Annotated in this window: 9 protein-coding genes; 1 reads left to right on the top strand and 8 read right to left on the bottom strand. The window is 71.7% G+C overall.

All coding sequences use genetic code 11. The features are described 5' to 3' along the window. Nucleotides 1-126: 126 nt before the first annotated feature. Entirely contained in the window at nt 127-1,014 is an 888-nt protein-coding gene (locus tag ACWD3H_RS30050) for a carbohydrate kinase family protein (RefSeq protein WP_451957391.1), read from the bottom strand. A gap of 25 nt (nt 1,015-1,039) precedes the next feature. Then, the gene (locus tag ACWD3H_RS30045) at nt 1,040-2,104 is read right to left on the bottom strand and encodes a LacI family DNA-binding transcriptional regulator (protein WP_451957390.1); all 1,065 of its coding nucleotides are present in this window, start codon (nt 2,102-2,104) and stop codon (nt 1,040-1,042) included. 294 nt (nt 2,105-2,398) lie between these two features. On the opposite strand from ACWD3H_RS30045, the gene ACWD3H_RS30040 reads away from it, so the two are divergent. Beyond that, nucleotides 2,399-3,691, top strand: a complete 1,293-nt coding sequence (locus tag ACWD3H_RS30040; RefSeq protein WP_355624802.1) for an ABC transporter ATP-binding protein — start codon at nt 2,399-2,401, stop codon at nt 3,689-3,691. 76 nt (nt 3,692-3,767) lie between these two features. On the opposite strand, the gene ACWD3H_RS30035 is transcribed toward ACWD3H_RS30040, so the two are convergent. The 6 genes from ACWD3H_RS30035 to ACWD3H_RS30010 form a co-directional block, all read right to left on the bottom strand. After that, the gene (locus ACWD3H_RS30035) at nt 3,768-4,511 is read right to left on the bottom strand and encodes a hypothetical protein (RefSeq protein ID WP_451957389.1); all 744 of its coding nucleotides are present in this window, start codon (nt 4,509-4,511) and stop codon (nt 3,768-3,770) included. A 224-nt stretch (nt 4,512-4,735) separates the two neighbouring features. Continuing rightward, nucleotides 4,736-5,380, bottom strand: coding sequence for an ACT domain-containing protein (locus ACWD3H_RS30030; protein WP_355565326.1), 645 nt, complete (start codon nt 5,378-5,380; stop codon nt 4,736-4,738). Nucleotides 5,381-5,475: 95 nt separating this feature from the next. Then, entirely contained in the window at nt 5,476-6,744 is a 1,269-nt protein-coding gene (locus ACWD3H_RS30025; RefSeq protein WP_451957388.1) for a hypothetical protein, read from the bottom strand. Nucleotides 6,745-7,014: 270 nt separating this feature from the next. After that, complete coding sequence (locus ACWD3H_RS30020) at nt 7,015-8,613, bottom strand: condensation domain-containing protein (protein WP_451957387.1); 1,599 nt, start codon at nt 8,611-8,613, stop codon at nt 7,015-7,017. Next, a complete protein-coding gene (locus tag ACWD3H_RS30015; protein ID WP_451957386.1) occupies nt 8,610-9,590 on the bottom strand; it encodes a hypothetical protein in 981 nt (326 codons plus the stop codon). The genes ACWD3H_RS30020 and ACWD3H_RS30015 overlap by 4 nt, the downstream gene beginning before the upstream one ends. Continuing rightward, a complete protein-coding gene (locus ACWD3H_RS30010; protein WP_451957385.1) occupies nt 9,581-15,085 on the bottom strand; it encodes an amino acid adenylation domain-containing protein in 5,505 nt (1,834 codons plus the stop codon). Before ACWD3H_RS30010 ends, ACWD3H_RS30015 begins: the two co-directional genes overlap by 10 nt. Nucleotides 15,086-15,089: the final 4 nt, after the last annotated feature.

Raw genomic sequence — 15,089 nt, 5'->3', positions numbered from 1 at the left:
ATCGTAGAGCCTTCCCTGTCCGCGGAACGGTGTGCCGGCGAGTCGGACGTCTGCCGCGACGGGGAGGCCGGCCGCCGGGATCCGCGCGGCGACCAGGCCCGCGTGGAGCTCCCGGTCGGAGAAGGGTCACCCGGCACGATCGAGGAGGTCCGGCTCGCTGATGGGGTTCTCGTGGGTGCCCTCCGACGTGCAGGCGTGGGCCCCGGCGAGGGCCCCGAGGGGGATGGAGTCGTCGAGGGAGCGCCCGGAGAGCAGGCCGTACAGTACGCCGGAGACGAACGCGTCCCCGGCGCCGTTGCTGTCGGCCACCGGCCCCGGCAGCGGTGCCGCGGGGAAGCCTCGCAGGCCGTTCTCGTCGAGGACGTGGCAGCCCTCCGCACCCTCGGTGCAGACCACGGCCCTGGCCCGGCCGCGCGCCAGGATGTCGCGCATGACCTCGTCGCGGCGCGGGCCGAGGGCGGTGGCCGACAGGAAGACCAGGTCGGAGGAGTAGGCGAAGTCTCTGTGGTGGTCGTTCTCGCCGTCCCAGTCGTGCAGGTCGGTGGAGACGGACCCGGAGCCCAGGTCGGGGTAGACGTGCCGGGAGAAGTCGGTGATCGACACGTGGACGTGCCGGGCCGCGCGGACCGCGTCCAGGTAGAGCTCCCTGGGCAGCCGCTCGCCCGCCGCGGCGCGCGGGTCGAACAGCGAGGTGCGCCGCCCGTCGGGGCCGACGAGCAGGATGCTGCGCCGGGTCCCCTGCGGGGCGAGCGCCCAGCTGGCCTCCACACCCCTGGCCTCGAAATGGGCCCGGATGAAGCGGCCCTGCGGATCGTCGCCGATCAGGTCGACCAGCCTGACCCTCAACCCGAGCGCGTGGCAGCCGAGGGCGACCCCGCTGCCGGTGTTGCCGATCCGGTCCACCACCGGAGGGACCGCGTAGGTGTCGGCGTACGGCAGGGGCAGCGAGGGCACGTAGGCGGTGATGTCGACCCCGGTGCCGCCGATGACGACGACGTCGTGACCGCTGTTCATCTCGGACCTTTCACGACAAGCGTGCCTAGCGGTTGACCAGCGGGCCTGAACCGGTCGAGCGGCGCACGACGAGCTCGGGCTGGAACATCAGCTCGACGTGCTTGGCGCGGACCCCGTTGATCTCCTCCAGGAGGGTGGCCACCGCCGCCGAGGCCATGGCGCCGATGGGTTTGCGCACGGTGGTCAGCGGCGGGTCGGTGAACGCGATCAACGGCGAGTCGTCGAACCCCACCACCGACACCTCCCCCGGCACCGAGAGCCCCCGGTCACGGCAGGCCCGGATCGCCCCCAGCGCCATCAGATCCGACGCGCACACGATCCCCGTACAGCCACGCGCCAGCAGCTGCGCCGCCGCCGCCTGCCCGCCCTCCACCGAGAACAGCGAATGCGAGATCAGCTCATCGACCTCCGTCGCCCCCAGCAACTGCGCCATCGCCCGCCGGTACCCCTCGATCTTCCTGATCACCGGCACGAACCGGCGTGGCCCCACGGCCAGGCCGATCCGCTCGTGTCCCAGGTCGACCAGGTGCTGAACGGCCAGCCGCGCCGCGGCCCGGTCGTCGGGTGAGATGAAGGGGGCATCGATCCGCTCGCTGTAGCCGTCCAGCAGGACGATCGGCAGTCCGCGCTCGGTCAACCGGGTGTAACGATCCATTTTGGCCGTGGTGTCGGCGTGCAGCCCGGAGACGAAGACGATGCCGCTGACCCCGCGGTCCATCAGCAGCTCGGTGAACTCGTCCTCGGGAGCGCCGCCGGGCAGCTGGGTGCAGAGCACCGGGGTGTAGCCGTGCTGGGTGAGCGCCTTCTCGATGGCCTGGGCGAACGCCGGGAAGATCGGGTTGTCCAGTTCCGGGGTGACCAGGCCGATCAGCCCGTTGCTGCGCTGGCGCAACCGCTGCGGGCGCTCGTACCCCATCAGGTCGAGCGCGGTCAGCACCGCCTGCCTGGTCGCCTGCGACACGCTGGGCTTGCCGTTGAGCACCCGGCTGACCGTGGCCTCGCTGACCCCGGCCTGCGCGGCGATGTCGGCCAGCCGAATCGCCGTCCCGTCGGAGCGGGAGCGTGAGGTCTGCGTGAGTTCACCGTCCATCAATGAGCCACCCCACCATGCGGCCGAATCAGGCGCAAGCCGATCGGCGTCCGACACCCGCCGTGAAATTCGTTTCTGCAACTTTTCGCAAACTGTAACATCCCAACCCCCGCAGCGGCATTCCGGTAAAGCTCTCCGGTCACGACTGACCGTCACATCAGGGAACGTAGAAGTAACCATCAGATGAGCAATTTCTAACGACATCTATGGACACACGGGCAAGTGTCGCGATGTACTACCTCATCAATCACACGGCTGGATCCGGGCGGGCGCGCCCGGGAGGAACGAGCGAGCATGAGTACCGTCGTCCTCGACAATGTGAGCAAGGTATACCCGGGTGGTTACCTTGCGGTCGACCGCATGAGCCTGCGCGCGGAAAACGGGGAGCTGCTCGTTCTGCTAGGGCCCTCCGGTTGCGGCAAGTCCACGTTGCTGCGGATGATCGCGGGCTTGGAGGAGGTCACCGAAGGGGACCTGTGGCTGGGCGGTACGCTCGCCAACGATCTCGCTCCCCGCGACCGTGACGTGGCGATGGTCTTCCAGAACGGCGCGCTCTACCCGCACCGGACCGTGCGCGGCAACATCGCCTTCCCGCTGGAGATCGCCAAGGCCGACCCCGTGATGGTCAGGGAACGCGTGACGGAGTTGTCCAAGGCGCTGCACATCGACGAGACCCTGGAGCGGCGCCCTGGAACGCTCTCCGGCGGCCAGCGCCAGCGCGTCGCGATGGGCCGCGCGATCGTCCGCCAGCCCTCGCTCTTCCTGATGGACGAGCCGCTCTCCAACCTGGACGCGGGCATGCGCACCGAGCTCCGGATGGAGATCTCGTCGCTGGTCCGTTCCCTCGGGGTGACCACCATCTACGTGACGCACGACCAGGTCGAGGCGCTGACCCTGGCCGACCGGATCGCCATCATGAACCGCGGCGTCCTGCAGGACGTCGGCACCCCCGGCCAGGTGTACAACGACCCCGCGACCGCCTTCACCGCGGCCTTCCTCAGTTCCCAGCAGCTCAACCTGCTCGCGGCCACCGTCCGCACCCCGCAGAACCAGTTCATCCTGCTGGACTTCGGCCCGCACCAGATCATGATCCCCTGGACCGATCCCAGGGCGTACGTCATCTCCCAGCACGTCGGCCACCAGATCATCGTCGGCCTGCGCCCCGACTGCCTGGCCCCGGTTCCCGACACCTTCGAGGGTCCGACCTTCCTCGGCCGCGTCCGCGCCCTGGAGTACCACGGCCACGAATGGCTCGCCTACGTCGAGAGTGGCCTGACCTCCGTGGCCGTGCCCGAGCCGCCGGACCCCCGCCGCGGGACGAACGGCCTGGGCGCCTCCCCCCTCGCCGGCAGCCGTGTCCGGTCGGTCCTGCGCCGCCTGATCCCCGGCAACCTCTTCGACGGGGACGCCGAGCCGCAGCAGGAGCAGGAGCAGGTCAGCGGCCACCACCGCCGCGCCGACCTCATCGTCCGCCTCGGCTCCCGCCCGGTCTGGCGGGCCGGCGAGTCCGCCAGGGTGGGGGTCGACGTCACCCGCCTGATGCTCTTCACCATGGACGGCACCCGCATCGACCCTCCGCAGCGCTGATCCGGAGCGCCGCCGGAAGGGCGACCGTGGGCCCGGCAACGCTGTGGCGGCCGCTGCTGAGGGTCCGGGGCGGCCGTCAGACCGGCCGGATCGTCTGAGCGATCCGGTCGAACAGTTCCTGCTTGCCGTCGGCGTCGGTGCTGAGCGTGACGATGCAGGTCTTGTTCTCGGTCGGCACGTAGTACTGGGCGCCCTTGACGTCGACGCCGTTGGTCGGGAAGGTGTAGACGATCCGTGCCGCCTCCCTGGAGCCGATCGTCACCTTCCCCGCCGCGACGACCTTGGCCTTGAGCTGCTCCAACTGGGATCTGGTCTCCTTGATCAGCTGTTCCGTCGAGATCTGCCGCCCGGCCTGGCAGAAGCCGTTGAGGTTGGTCGGGAACCCGTTCGGGGAGGTCTTGGCCGACTCGGGGTCCGCCGCCCAGATTCCCTTGTTGTCGACCAGGGTCTGCAAGCTCTTCTTGGCCTGCTCCAGAGTGGGGCCGGACAGCCCGCTGCTCTTCAGCCCCTTGTTGAGATCATCCTTGGTCAGGTCGATCGTGACCCACTCCTTCGGGACCGCGACGCTGACGCCGTTGGCGGGACCGCCGATCGGTTTGAAACCTTTGGGAACGGGTGCCGCACCGGTGCTCCGTCCGGGAGTGGGGGTCGCGGAGCCGGGGCTCGTGGTGGGTCCGGCGCTCTGCCCGGGGCTGGAGTTTCGCACGAGGTCGGCGGGAACCCCTACCCCGGCGGTCCAGCCCCCGCTCCCGCAGGCCGTGCTCGTTCCCAGGCAGAGCCCCAGCAGGCTCATGGCCACGGTGTGGTGGCGGTTAGGCATCAGGCTGCCCTCCTCGCGGACCCGCGAGGGCCCGGTACCGATATGACCTGCGCTGTCTATCGGGGGGAGAGCTGACGCGGACGTGCGCGGTGGTTACCCGCCTGCCAGGCCGTGGCCGGACGGCCCCGACGGAGCCGGTCGCGACGGGCGGCAAGGCACGGTCGCGGGAAGTGGCAGCACACCACTTCTCGCTTTCTACCCAATAGCCGACATATCGGAAACACTCAGGCCCGGGAGGCACGCCCCATGATGGAGACGATCTCCAGGACGCGGATGGCACGGTCCAGCTCGACACGGTGGAAGGGCGGGCCGTCGGTGCGGGCGAGGACCAGGTGCAGGCTCATCTCCGGCACCGGAATGCTCATCAGCTGGTGATCGCCCGTTCCGAGGACGGCCGGTCGCAGCGGGGCGAGGTCCGCCCTCTTGACACCGGCGAGACCGCCCGTCCCGTCGAGGCCGGCCGGCGCCTGCCAGCTGCGGTGGACGAACTCTCCGCTCTCCGAGGACATGGTCACCGCCCACTCGGCGCTCACCAGATCCGGCATGGCGTCCACGAGGGTGGCCAGCGCCCTGCCCGGATCGGCGGCGACGTACTTGAGCAGGTCGTAGTCCGGTGCCGCGCCGGGGATCTCACGGGTGGGCCAGACGCCCTCCACCCTCATCCCGGGGACGCCGGAGAGACGGTCCCTGACCGTCTCGGCGTCCACGCTGCCGGGCCAGGAGACCGTGAAGTCGTCCACCGCCCGGCCGACCTCACGTTCCAGGACCGTCACCTGGAGGATGTCCGCGCCCAGCGTGCCGAGCACCCGGGCCGCCTGGCCCAGAGCACCCGGCCTGTCGGGGAAGGAAACACGGAGCCGCAACATCATCACCGATCACCTCGCTCTGCGCACCAGACTGTCCTAGCCAGGTTTCACGAAGGTTCCGGAGAGATGTCCAGACTAAGACCTAAAACAGGTAAAAATCAGGATTGATATGCTCCGGCGGCTGGGGCTACGGGCAGTGCGGCGCCGGAAAGGTCCCGGGCCAGGCTCGCGCCCCCGTACCAGGCGGGGTCGAGCTTGACACCACGGCCGAGCGCCGGGGAGCCGGGGCTCAGGCGCAGGTCCTTCCGGCTTCTGAAACGGGGATCGGCCACGATCGACCTGGGGCCGAGCTTGAACTTGAGGGAACGGCCCTTGTAGACACCGGCGTCCTCATCGGCTCCCTTGCCGTCCTCGAAGCCCACCTGCCCGCCGACCACGATGATGTTGTTGCGCAGCTTCAGGATGTTCGGCGAGCAACCGTCGTGGCAGGCCCAGCCGAGGGTGCTGCGGGCGGACAGGTAGACCGAGTTGTGCACCGCGATGGTGCCCTTCACCGGCCCGACCGCGTGGCGGGCGCCGCGCGTGACGAGGAAGGAGGTGCTCTTGCGCGAGGCGGTCACCACGTTGTGGGCGAAGATGTTGCCCTCGGCGGTCTTGCCCTTCTGCGCGCCCAGCTCGACGAAGGTCTTGTTCTCCCTGGCCACGTTGTGGGTGATCCGGTTGCGGTCACCGTTGAACACCTCGACCGCGGCGCCGTCGGTGCCGTAGTCCTTGCTGCTCGCGTAGCTGCCGGTGATCAGATTCCCGGTGACGAGGTTATCGTCGCCGTTGAGCAGCACGCCGAAGGCTCCGGAGTCGTTGTCACCGCCCTCGTCGTTGACGCTCATGCGGTTGTTGTCGCTCAGGACGCTGTTCCTGACCACGTTGTACGCGCCGAAGAACTGGACCCCGGTGACGTTACGGTCGGCGATGATCCGGTCGAGCTCGTTGCGGCTGCCGCCGACCTCGAAGCCGGCCCACCGGCAGTTGCTGGCCCGCACCCCCACCACCCGCACGTAGGAGCCCGAGATCACCACGCAGTCCTCGCCCCTGCCGCTGATCTTCGGGGCCGCACCCTTGCCGTACGGCTCGACCAGGATGGGGCCGGCGGCGGTGCCCCGGCCGGACAACCTCAGCGCCCCCGGCCAGCCGCTGCCGCGCTTGAGACGCACGATGTCACCGGGACGCAGGGTGGCGGCGTTGACGTTGTCCAGGCTGCGCCAGGGTGCCGCGGCCGAGGTGCCCGCCGCGGCGTCGTCCCCCGCCCTGGAATCGACGTAGTACACGGTGCCCGCCGCCGCCACGGTGGCCTCGGGTAGTGCGACGAGTATGCCTCCCGCCAGGAAAGCCCCTGCCACCGGAGTGGCCCACCGTCTCGTCGATTTCATTCTGGTACGCTCCATCGCCGTCACCACAGGTGTGTCAGGCGCAGATCTTCGCACACCCGGGGTTTGGTCAGCGATCCGCAAGGACGGACCCACAGCCAGCCGTTACCTCCGCTTCACCCGCGGGCCCCGTGGCGGCTCCAGCCGCCGACGGGAGCCGCCACCGTGCGCGGCCGGGCGGACGACGAAGACGGCTGCCGCCGCCACCCCCGGAGGCCTTCCCGGTGATCAGGCAGCGCCCCGGCGTGTCACCGACCCGCCGGGGCAACACCCCTAGCCCGCGTCCAGCCCGGGGAGGGGCCTGTCCGGGTGCTCGACCGCGATGCGGGCGTAGCGCTGGAAGGCCCCGGCGAGCTCGGCGGCCGTCTCGGGGGCGTACCCGTAGTGGTTGTAGACCACGGCGGCGAGCATGGAACCGTCCCGCTGCTCCTCGACGATCAGCTCGGGAGCGCTGAGGTCGAGTTCGCCCGGGTTCGCCGCCCAGTCGAGCCCCTCCTGTTCGCGCGGGAAGGGAAACGCCTCCGACATCAGGCCGGGGAAGTGCGGGGCGCCGAAGCTCTCGTAGTGGATCCGCGAGGGGAACGGCACCCGCAGCCTGGTCTCCAGGTAGGAGTGGAACTGGTGCGTCACCGCCCCCACCGACACCTCCCTGACCCGGTCGAGCAGCTCGGAGTAGGCGGGCTCTCCCGAGGCGTCGAAGCGCAGGACGAGCGACTGCACCAGGCAGCCGATCAGTGCCTCGTGCTCGGGCGCGGTGCGGCCCGGCACGGGTGACATCACCACCAGATCCGTCATCCCCGTCCACTGGTGGAGCAGCCAGGTCCAGCACGCCGCCACCGCCATGAACGTGGTCGCGCCCCGCGCCTGGGCGGCCTCCCGCAACCCGCGGGCCAGCCCCGCGTCGATCTCGAAGGCGTGCCTGCGCCGGGAGAACAGGGTGGTGTCCCGGCGGCCGGGGAACGGCGTGAGGTCGCGGGGGGCGCCCTCCAGGACCCGGTCCCAGTAGGCCCGGTTGCGCGGCCACTGCTCTCGGGCGAAGGCGCAGTAGTCGGCGTAGGTCATGGGCAGCGGGCGCAGCGGGCTGGGGTGGCCGGTGCGCAACGCCGAGTAGACGATGCCCAGTTCCCTGAGCATGACGCCCAGCGAGAACCCGTCGAAGGCGAAGTGGTGCACGGCGAGGACCAGCACGTGGTCGTCCTCGTCGACGCGCACCACCAGCGCCCGGACGAGCGGGCCGCGCAGCACGCTGTCCAGGCGCATGCGCTCGTGCCAGACGATCCGCTCGGCGTCGCGCTCGCGCTCCGGCGGCGTGTCACCGGAGGCCACGACCTCGGCGACCTCGGGAGGCAGCTCGTCCGCGACCAGGACCCGCCCCGACGCGGTGACGACGGTGCGCAGCGGCTCGTGCCGGGCGATCACCGCCTCCAGCGCCCGGGTGAGGAGCGACACGTCGAGGGCGTCCCGGATACGGATCGCGGTGGCGCAGGATCCTATGTCGCGGACCGGCTCGCCCTCGAACATCCAGTGCAGGAACTCCTCCTGCTGGGTGCTGAGCACCGCTCCCCCGCCCGTCGCCGGAGCGGCGGCGGCCGGGGCGGCCGAGGCGCGGGCGTCGTCGATCCAGCGGGCCTGTCCCCCCAGCTCGGGCCGGTCGAAGGCCAGGGCCGGGGTGACGGGCACGCCCAGGCGGTCGCCGATCAGGGAGGCCAGCTGGGCGGCCCTGAAGGAGTCGCCGCCCAGCTCGAAGAAGTTGTCGCCCGGGGCGACCTCGGGGACACGGAGCACCTGACGCCACAGGGCGCCCAGCTCCGTCTCGGTGCTCTGCGCGGTCACCTTTTCCTCCAGCCGGGTTCGGTCTCGGTACGGGGTCACGGCCTCCTCCAGCCGAGGATGCTGGGGCCGTGTGCGGCCAGGTCGCGCCGGACGGCCCGGATGAGGTCGGCGCACTCTTCGAGCGCGGGCACCGACAAGAGCAGGTCGGCGGCGGAAGGGTGGTTCCAGAGCAGGTCCTCCAGCAGGTAGCGCCAGTAGGCCGGGCGCAGCTCGGGGAACTGGCGCAGCTGGCGCTTCTGGTTCCAGGTGTGGTGGAACCGGTCGGCGTAGGAGGGCCCGTCCCACTCCTCGGTCTCCACGATCCAGAAGCGCTCGGTGACCGGGCGCGGGTCCACGCCGAGGGAGCGGGCGACCGCGGGGGCGATGCGCTGCTCGGCGAAGGTCTGGCGGACGATCGGGGCGGTGCTCGAAGGGCCCGCGTTGCCGGTCATGAACGCCATCGCCGCCTCGGCGTACTCGGCGCGGTGCCGGTCGTCGAGAAAGACCGAGACGGCCATGTTCGCGGCCGGGGTGTCGAACGTCCAGCGGGACAGGTCCAGGCCCGCGGGATTGGGGATCTCCTCGATCGGCGGGTAGACGGAGTTGCCGACCGACTCCCAGTGCGCGAAGACGAACCCGCCGCGCTCCAGGTGGTCGATGGGGCGGCGCAGGTAGAGGTCGGTGTCGACCACGGCGAACGGCGCGGTCCGCGACAGGGCCGCATGACTCTTGCCCGCCGCGAAGTACAGGAGCGGGTCGACGTCGAGGGCGTCCAGCTCGTCCAGGCGGGTGTCGACCCGGTCGTAGAGCGCGTCGAGCCCCTGCGCGGCGGCGTAGGAGGCTCCCAGTTCGTCGGTCACCAGCTCGACGCCTCCGTGGAAGGAGCGCCAGGCGTGGACGCTGTGCACGCAGGTGAGGATCTCCTCGACCGGCAGGCCGTAGGGACCGTTCTCCAGCGCCCGGTCCCGGTGGCGGCGGAGGCCGGCCCGGTACGGGCCGGTCCAGTTGACGTGGACTGCGGGGACGGTCAGGGACACTGGACCGGCTCCTTTCTCGTTGTTCTTCCGTCCGGCCCGGTCCTTCGGCTCAGGGCCTCGATACCGACGAGGTCGTCGGCCACGGCGTCCGGCACCTCGTCGTCGAAACGGGACAGCGCCCGGCTGCGCAGCGCGCCGACCGCGATCAGCGCGACCAGCAGGCCGCACACGATGTACATGAACGCGATGCCGCGGCCCGGCCCCACCCCGATGACCGCGCCCGCCGTATCGGCCAGCAGGCCGCCCGGCTGGAACATCGGCTCCAGCAGGCGCTCGCCGAACGGCGCGATCAGGGCCACGCCGAGCGGGATCGTCGACAGCGCGACCATCTGGTTGAGCGCGAAGACCCGGCCGTGGAACCGCTGGGGCACCTTGACCTGGACGATGGTGGCGTAGACGCCGTTGACGAGCGCGAGCGAGCAGGACACCCCGAACGCACCGGCCCCGACGAACAGCAGCGACTCGTGCGCGCCGGTAACCAGACAGCAGGCCGCCAGCGCCAGCGTCCCCATGAGCACGCCGAACATCCGGCGGCGTGCCGGGCCACCCCACACGCTCATGACCAGGCCGCCGGTCACCGCGCCCGCGCCGCCGAGCAGCGCGACGAACCCCGCGTCGCCGAGCGTCCCGAAGGAGAGCACCAGCGGCGAGAAGAGCAGGAACACCGGGGAGAGCACCAGGTTGAAGAGCGCGAAGAAGACCAGCATGGCCCGGAAGCCGGGCCGGCTCACCTGCAGCCGGAAGCCCCCGGCGATCTCCGCCGCGACGGACTCGTGGCGCTCGCCGGCCAGCGTCGCGGGGAAGGCGACGCAGAGCAGCACGATCACACCCGCGACGTACCCGGCGACGTCGATCACCAGGATGCCTCCCAGCCCGGTGAGCGCGAGCAGCCCCACCGCACCGAGCGGCGCGATGAACTGTGCCACGCCGGTGGTCGCCTGGACCACCCCGTTGGCGTGCCCGAGATAGCGTTTGGGGACCAGTTGCGGGATGGCCGAGACATAGGCCAGCCGCTGGAAGGTCAGCGCGACGGACAGGGCGGTGAGCAACGGGTACAGGTGCCAGACCGCCAGCTCGCCGCTCCACACCAGGATGCCGGTGATCAGCTGTACGACGAGCGCCGCGACGTTGCCGCCGAGCATGACGGCCCGCCTGCTCGACCGGTCCACGATCGCTCCGGCCAGCGGGGCGACCAGGATTCCGGGGATCAGCGCGAGCACCTGGAGCACGGCGAACCGGGTGAGCGATCCGCCGTCCAGGTAGGTGGAGATGGGGATCGCGAACTCGGTGAGCGTGGCACCCACGATGGTGACCAGCTGCCCGACCGCGATCGTCAGGAAGCGCGCCAGGCTCGGTTCGGGCGCCTTCCTTCGCCGCGCCTCCCGGCCGTCCGGCCCGCCGGAGCGGCCTGGGCCACCCGGAGCGTCCGGAACGCCGGGAGTGCCGGAACTGGCGGCGAGGCGCCAGGTGCCGCCGACGGGCTCCGGCGGCCCCGCCCCCGGTACCGGAGGTTCCGCGAGGGCCGGGTGGACCGTGGTGACGATCTCGGCCAGTTCCCCGGCCCGGTACTTGAGGAAGTAGTGGCCGCCCTCGTCGAGCACAGCGAGGGCGGTACGGGACGACAGGAACCCCCACTCGGTGTAGCGCTCGCGGTGGAACTCGGTGCTGGGATCGCGCTCGCCGACCACCGAGATGATCGGGGCCCTCAGCGGTTCCGCCTCCTCCTCGACCAGCCGGGTGAAGTAGTCCTCCGCCTCGCGGGAGTCGTGCCGCATGTTGCGCACGACGAACGCCAGCTGCTCCTCGGTCAGCCCGGACAGGTCGGCGCCCATTCCGGTCAGCCAGTTCACCTGGCCCCGGTCGGCGCGCAGCCGTTCCAGCCGGGTGAGACGGGCCCAGCGGCCGAGGACGCCGCGGGTGGGCCGGGCGAACGGGAACAGCCCGCCGAGGTAGACCGCCTCGAGCGGGCGCCCCGCGGCCTCCACCCTGCGGGCGATCTCGACGGTCAGCGCACCGCCCACCCCGCAGTGGCCGTAGAGCACCAGCGGCCCGGACACCTTGGCCAGGATCTCGGTCACGCACTCGGCGGCGACCTCGGCCAGCGGGCGTGGCTCCTCGGCCAGCCCCAGGTCGTGGCCGGGCACCGCCACCGCGTGCAGCGCGCACCCGGCGGGCAGGGCGTCGGCGAGCGGCTGGTAGACCACCGCGCTGCCGCCGCCGTACGGCACGCACACCAGGGACAGCTCGGGTGTGGCGATCTTGGGCGTCAGCTCGTACAGCAGGCCGCGCGACCCACCGTCGTCCGACTCGACGAGGGCGGCCAGCGTTCGCGGGCTCGGGTGGCCGAACAGGTCCATCACACTGACCGGCCGCATGCCGTCCAGGCTCCGGCGGAGCCTGGCGACCACCCGCACGGCGAGCAGCGAGTGCCCGCCCAGGTCGAAGAAGTCGTCCCCGGCACCGACCCGTTCCACCCCGAGCACCTGCGCGAACGCCGCCGCGACGGCCTCCTCGACCCTCCCGGAGGGCTGCTCGAACTCCCCGGTCCGATCCGGTCCGGCCGCCCCGGGATCGGGAAGCGCGGCCCTGTCGACCTTGCCGTGCGACTTCAGCGGCAGCCGCTCCAGCCAGACGTAGCGGGTCGGCACCATGTAGTCGGGCAGCACGGCCCGCAGCCGCCCGCGCAGCTCGGCCACGCCCGATCCGGCGGGGGCCTGGCCGGTGCCGCCGGCCTCGGGTTCCCCGGATGTCCCCGCCGCGACCAGGTAGGCGACCAGTTCCAGTGCCCCGGGCCGCCCGCGGGCGTCCACCACCGCGTGGGCGACGCCGGGGAGGGCGCGGAGCGCCTCGTCGACCTCGCCCAGCTCGACCCGGTACCCGCGGATCTTGACCTGGAGGTCGCGGCGGCCCAGGAACTCCAGGTCACCGCTGGGCAGTCGGCGGGCCAGGTCGCCGGTGCGGTAGAGCCTGTCCCCCGGCCCGCCGTAAGGGTCGGGGACGAAGGCGGCGGCGGTCAGGTCCGGGCGGCCGAGATACCCGCGTGCCAGCCGGTCGCCGCCGAGGCAGAGCTCACCGACCACGCCGATCGGCACCGGCCCGAGGCCGGCGTCCAGGACGTAGGCCCGGACATGGCCGAGCGGCCGCCCGATCGGGGTGATCGGCCCCCGGACGTCGTCCTTGGCCCTCACCTCGTACGTGGTCGCGCCGACGGTCGCCTCGGTGGGGCCGTAGTGGTTGACCACGCGGCAGACGCCGAGGGCGGCCAGCTCGCGGGTCCACTCCCAGGCCGAGCCCTCGCCGCCGAGGATGAGCATGCGGCGGGGCAGGATCCGGCGCGGGTCGACCTCGGCGGTGAGCGCTCCCAGGTGTGAGGGGGTGATCTTCAGGTAGTCGATCCCCACCCGGTCCGCGTAGTCGGCGAGGTCCGGGCCGGAGATCCGCGACGGGACGAGGTGCAGGCATCCACCCGTGGCCAGGGCCAGGTAGAAGATCGTGACTCCGAAGTCGAAGGAGAGCGACTGCAGCAGGGCGTACCGGGCGCCGTCCACGATCTCGAATCGCTCGCGCACGTCGGCGAGGTAGTTGAGGACCTGCCTGTGCTGCACGGCGACCCCCTTGGGCAGGCCGGTGGAGCCCGAGGTGTAGATCACGTAGGCCAGGTCGTCCGGTCCCGCTCCCACGGGGCCCTGGGGATCCGCGAGGTCTCCCGGGTCCACGACCTCGCCCCCGTCGAGCAGTACCGTGACCCGGGCGCGGAGCAGATCCGCCAGCGCCGGAGCGGTCACCAGCACCGTCGTCCCCGAGTCGGAGACCAGGTGGGCGAGCCGGTCCGCGGGCTGCTCCGGGTCGAGCGGCAGGTAGGCGCCCCCCGCCTTGAGCACGGCCAGCACGGCCACCGCCAGGTCGGGCGAGTGTTCCAGGCAGACGGCGACGCGGTCGTCCCTGCCGACCCCGTGACCGCGCAGCACCCGGGCGAGCCGGTCGGCTCGGGAGTCGAGTTCACCGTAGGTCAGCTCGGTGGCGCCGAAGACGACCGCGACGGCCTCCGGCGAGCGGGCCGCGGCACGCTCCACGAGCCCGTGCAGGGTGGTGACCTCCCCGGCGGCGCCCGGACGTGACGCCCTGCCGTTCCATCGTTCCAGGACGAGCTCGCGCTCGTCCTCGCCGAGCAGTTCCAGCTCCGACAGCCGGGTGTCCGGGGCACCGGTCGCGCAGCGCAGGAGGTTCTCGAAGTGGGCGGCGAGCCGTTCGGCGGTGCCGGGTTCGAACAGGTCCGCGTTGTAGGAGAGGTGCGCCCGCAGCCCGTCGCCGTCGTGCCCGATCTCCAGGGAGAGGTCGAACTTGGACAGGGCGAAGCCGCCCTCGAACAGCTCGGTGGTGATCCCGGGCAGCGGTGGCCCCTCCTGGTCCCGGCCGTGCAGGACCAGCTGGGCCTGGAAGACCGGGGTGCGCGACAGATCCCGGTCCACCCCGAGCTCGTTGACCAGGACGTCGAAGGGCGTGTCCTGGCGCTGGTACGCCTCCAGCGCGGTCGCGCGGGTACGGCGCAGCAGGTCGCGGAAGGTCGGGTCGCCCGACAGGTCGCCCCGCAGCACGAGCGTGTTGACGACGAAACCGATCATTCCCTCCAGCTCGGGCCGGTCCCTGGCCGCGACCGGGGTGCCCAGGCAGATGTCCTCCTGCCCGGTGTGGCGGGCCAGCAGGGCCTGGAAGGCGGCGGTGAGCGTCATGAACAGCGTGCAGCGCTCGCTCCTGGCCAGCCTGGCCACCTCGGCCGCCAGCGGCCCGGGGATGATCCGCGAGACGTAGGCACCGCGCGCGGTCCTGATCCGGGGGCGCGGGCGGTCGGTGGGCAGCGCGAGAACCGGCGGATCGGCGAGCTTGGCCCGCCAGTACTTCAGGTCCTCCTCGGCGGGGGCCTCGCGGCGGGCCACGGCGTACTCGGCGTACTGCAGTGCGGGCGGCGGGAGCGGCGAGGGCAGCCCCGCGGCGAACGCCTCGTACAGGGCGGTCAGCTCGCCGCGGAGCACGCCCAGCGACCAGCCGTCCACCGCGATGTGGTGGACGACGAGGCAGAGCACGTGGTCGTCGGCGGCCAGCCGGATGAGGGCGGCGCGCAGCACCGGCCCTGCCGCCAGGTCGAACCCCCGGTTGGTCAGCTCGGCCACCAGCTCCCGCGCCCGCACGACCGGATCCGGCATGGTCTCACCGGACAGGTCGACCTGCTCCAGGCCGGGGCCGGACTCCTCGGCGACCTGGACCGGCCGGCCGTCCACGCTCGGGTAACGGGTGCGCAGCACCTCGTGCCTGGCCACGACCTCACCGAACGCGCGGGCCAGCGCCGCGTCGTCCAGCGGTCCGCGCAGCCGTTCCGAGACGTAGACGTTGTAGGCGGCGTCACCGGGGTTGAGCTGATCCAGGAACCAGAGCCGTTCCTGGCCGGGCGAGAGCGGGACGCCGTCGGCGCGGGCGGCGTCCCGCAGGTGGGTCAGCACGTGC

This window comes from Streptosporangium sp. NPDC002607 (assembly GCF_053592655.1).
Note: the sequence above shows the minus strand (reverse complement) of the source record. Positions and strands in the feature narration are given on the sequence as shown.